Below are 3,419 nucleotides of genomic sequence, written 5' to 3' on the forward strand. Positions count from 1 at the left end.
TGCACGGCCTGAGCGGCCGCGCCCCGTTTCGTGCCGCGGCTCAGCGCTTGCGGCTACGGGGAACCGTCAGCTCGTCGGACACGCTCTGCATCAGCGCGCACAGCCACGCGATGTCGGTCGGGCGGTCGGGCTGCGGATGCGTGAGCAGGTAGCTCTTGATGCGCGGGAACGGCACGGGCGGCGTGACGACGACGAGCGGCAGCAACTGCGCATAGTGCGTCGCGAAGCGGCGCGTCGTCGTGAAGATCAGGTCCGACTGCAGCAGCACCTGCGGCACGATCCCGAAGTAGGGCAGCGTCGTCACGATGCGCCGCGTGAGGCGCGCGCGTGCAAGGCCGATCTCGATCGCATTGCGCTTGTCGCCGGTGTATGGCGTCGGCGCGACGTGCGCGGCCGACGCGTACGCTTCGCGCGTGAGCGGCACGCGTGCGAGCGGGTGCGCATCGCGCATCAGGCACACGATCGTGTCGGAGAACAGGTCCTGGCGCGCGAACTGCGGGTCGGGCTTCGGCCAGTTGCCGATCACGAGATCGAGCGCACCCGATTCGAGTGCCCCCGCATGATCGAGCGCGGGATTCAGCGAATCGATTTCCAGGTGTGCATGCGGCGCCGCGTCGCGAAAGCGCTCGATCAGCGTCGGCATGAAGAAATCGTTCAGGTAGTCGGGTGCGGCGACGCGGAACGTGCGCCGTGCGGACGACGGATCGAAGTCGCCGTGCGGCGTCGCGATGAAGTCGACCTCGCGCAGCGCGCGCTGCGCGGCCTCGAGCAGCGACGCGCCGTATTCGGTCGGCACCATCCCGGATTTGCCGCGCACGAGGATCGGGTCGTTCAGCGTCTCGCGCAGCTTGCGCAGCGCGGTGCTGATCGCGGGCTGGGTCTGGTTCAGCCGCAGCGCGGCCTGCGTGACGCTGCGCTCGAGCAGCAGCGTGCGCAACACGCGCACGAGCCAGATATCGAGCGAGGCGGTACGGTCGTCGTCTTCCATCGATTGGGGGTGATTCGGGTGAAGCGTAACCTTACCGCAGCCGCGCGTTGGCGTGCGTGATACCGGCCATCACGCACGGCCCTTCGGCAGCGCGCTGATTCGCTTGACCTCGCGCGATTCGAGCCAGTTCGGCGTGCGCGCGCAGTACAGCACCATCGGCAGCGCGTCTTCGCCCCAGAACAACTGCTGGTTCATCCAGAACGTCGGCACACCGAACACACCGAGCGCGATCGCGTCGGCGTTGTTGCGGGCCAGTTGCGCGGTGGTCTCCTCGAATTCGATCAATTCATCGCCGTGGCCGACGCCGACGCGCTCGCACAGTGCCGCGAAGCCTTCCGGTGTCGACGGATCGTTGCCGTCGCGCCAGATGAAGCGGAACATCTCCAGCACGGTCGCGATATCGGCGCGCAGCGCGATCGCGAGGCGCAGCACCTTGTCCGACTCGAACGGGTGCGCGGGCGGCATCTTGAAGCGGATGCCGAGCTGCTCCGCGCGAAACAGCGCGTGACGATACGTGAACACGCGCTTGGCCGGCACGTCGGCGCCGGGGCGCTGCCCCCAGTGACGCTGCAGGTCGAGCAGCGACACGGCGACGGGTTCGAACGGCACGTCGGGCCACTTGTCATGCTGTTCGAGCAGCAGGTAGGAGAACGGCGACACGAAGTCGAAGAACCAGGCGGGCTGGGCGGTATCGAGGCCGGTTGTCATGTCGATCTCCAGTGGGTGGGGCGTGCGGCGCCTGGTGGCGGCCTCCATGTTACGCGGCGGCGCGCGCATGCGGCAATGATCGCGGATCGCCCGCTTACGCGGAACCGGGAGTCGCCCGGGGGGGATCGCCAGCCTGCGGCGGCGCGGTGTCGGCACGTGCGTGCGGCTGTCCACCGGCACCGGGCGGGCTGGCCGTCGGGTCCTGGTCGTGCGCGGTGAGCCGTTCGCGCACGAAGCCGATATGCTCGCGCAGCACGTAGAACTGCCCGGCATAGGCGAGCGGCATCTTCATCCGGTTCACGGCTTCCTCGATGTCGTCGAGTTCGTCGAGCAACTGCACGCGCTCCTCGGCCGTGTGCTCGCCGAGCGCGCTGCGCTCGAGCGCGATCAGCGCGCCGTACCAGCGGTAGATGCGCGAGCGCACGCGCCAGCCGTACAGCGACGGCACGAGCCGCAGCCCGGGGATCAGCACGACGATCAGCGGCACGACTACGACGAGCAGCCGGTCGACGAGGCTCGCGACCCAGAACGGCAGCCGCCGGTACAGGAAGGTCTTGCCTGATTTGTAGTAGCGCGCGGCGTCGTCGGAGAGCTGGAAGCCGCGCGTGACGGGCGACGGGAATTCACCCGCGTGCTGCAGGATCGTCGCGTGGCCGTGCACCTCGCGCGCGGCCTCGATCAGCAGGTCGGACAGCGCGGGGTGCAGCGAGTCGCGCGCGACGAGCTCGATGGTCGGCGCGACCGTGTGGATGTCGGCGGGCGGCAGGTTCTGGCCGAGATCGTAGACACCCATCGGCAGCGTGATCGCGGTCAGGTACGGAAAGCGCCGCGCGTACGCCTCGGCCTGCGTGAACGAATACACGTGCACGCCCGGCGCGCGGAACAGCTTCGCCATCACCGGGATCTGCGTCGAGTCGCCGGACAGGAACGCCGCGTCGATCTTGCCGTCGAGCAGCGCGGTGGCCGCGTCCTCGCCGGCGGTCGGCAGCAGCTCGGTCGAGCCGCCCGGCACGATGCCGTTCATCTTCAGCAACGCGAGGCTCAGCTCGCGCGCGCCGCTGCCTTCCGCGCCGAGCGCGAGCCGCTTGCCCTTGAAGTCGGACAGGCGCGCGACGACCGGGCCGCGGTACATGATTGCGAGCGGCACATAGCCGATGCTGCCGAGCGATACGAGGTGTTCGTCGCGCTCCTTCGGGCCGATGCCGCTCTGCACGAAGCCGACGTCGACCGGCGCGTTCGGGTTCGACAGCCGCGCGAGGTTCTGGGCGGACCCTTCGGACGACTGGACGTCGAGCGTGACGCCGTTCTTCGCAAGGATCGTCTTGTATTTCTGCGCGGCGTTCCAGTACGTGCTGCCGGGCGGCCCGGACGAGATCACGAGCGTGGACGGCGGTGCCGGCTGGATCAGCTTGACCGCGAGCCAGACGGCCGCGACGGCGAGCAGCGCGGTGGGGCCGATCGACAGCGCGAGGTCGCGCCACGACACCGCGACGAAGCGGGCGAGGATGCGGCGAGGCGGACGAGGGCGGGCTGGCTTCATGGGGGCGGCGGATGACGCTGGCGTGACGGATCGGTGACGGTCGGACGGTTGTCATGAACGATGCCGATTCTCGCGGCGATGGTAACCGGTTTCACGGTGCGTGCGCGAGTGGGGCGGCCTGGCGCGGCACCGCGGCGACAGTGGCGGGCGGCCCCGCGTCAAAAGCTTTGCGCTTCCGCGGGC

3 protein-coding genes are annotated in these 3,419 nt (G+C 69.3%); all 3 read right to left on the reverse strand.

The features are described 5' to 3' along the window. Nucleotides 1–40 precede the first annotated feature (40 nt). A complete protein-coding gene (locus JYJ84_RS31865; protein ID WP_043189348.1) occupies nucleotides 41–988 on the reverse strand; it encodes a LysR family transcriptional regulator in 948 nt (315 codons plus the stop codon). A gap of 69 nt (nucleotides 989–1,057) precedes the next feature. Further along, nucleotides 1,058–1,696: a DsbA family protein gene (locus JYJ84_RS31870; RefSeq protein ID WP_122946608.1), complete on the reverse strand. Its 639-nt coding sequence runs from the start codon at nucleotides 1,694–1,696 to the stop codon at nucleotides 1,058–1,060. A gap of 94 nt (nucleotides 1,697–1,790) precedes the next feature. Continuing rightward, a complete protein-coding gene (locus tag JYJ84_RS31875) occupies nucleotides 1,791–3,236 on the reverse strand; it encodes a TAXI family TRAP transporter solute-binding subunit (protein WP_175222309.1) in 1,446 nt (481 codons plus the stop codon). Between the last annotated feature and the right edge of the window lie 183 nt (nucleotides 3,237–3,419).

Origin of the sequence: Burkholderia sp. LMG 13014 (assembly GCF_905232215.1) — a bacterium.
In the GTDB taxonomy this organism is placed as follows: Bacteria; Pseudomonadota; Gammaproteobacteria; order Burkholderiales; family Burkholderiaceae; genus Burkholderia.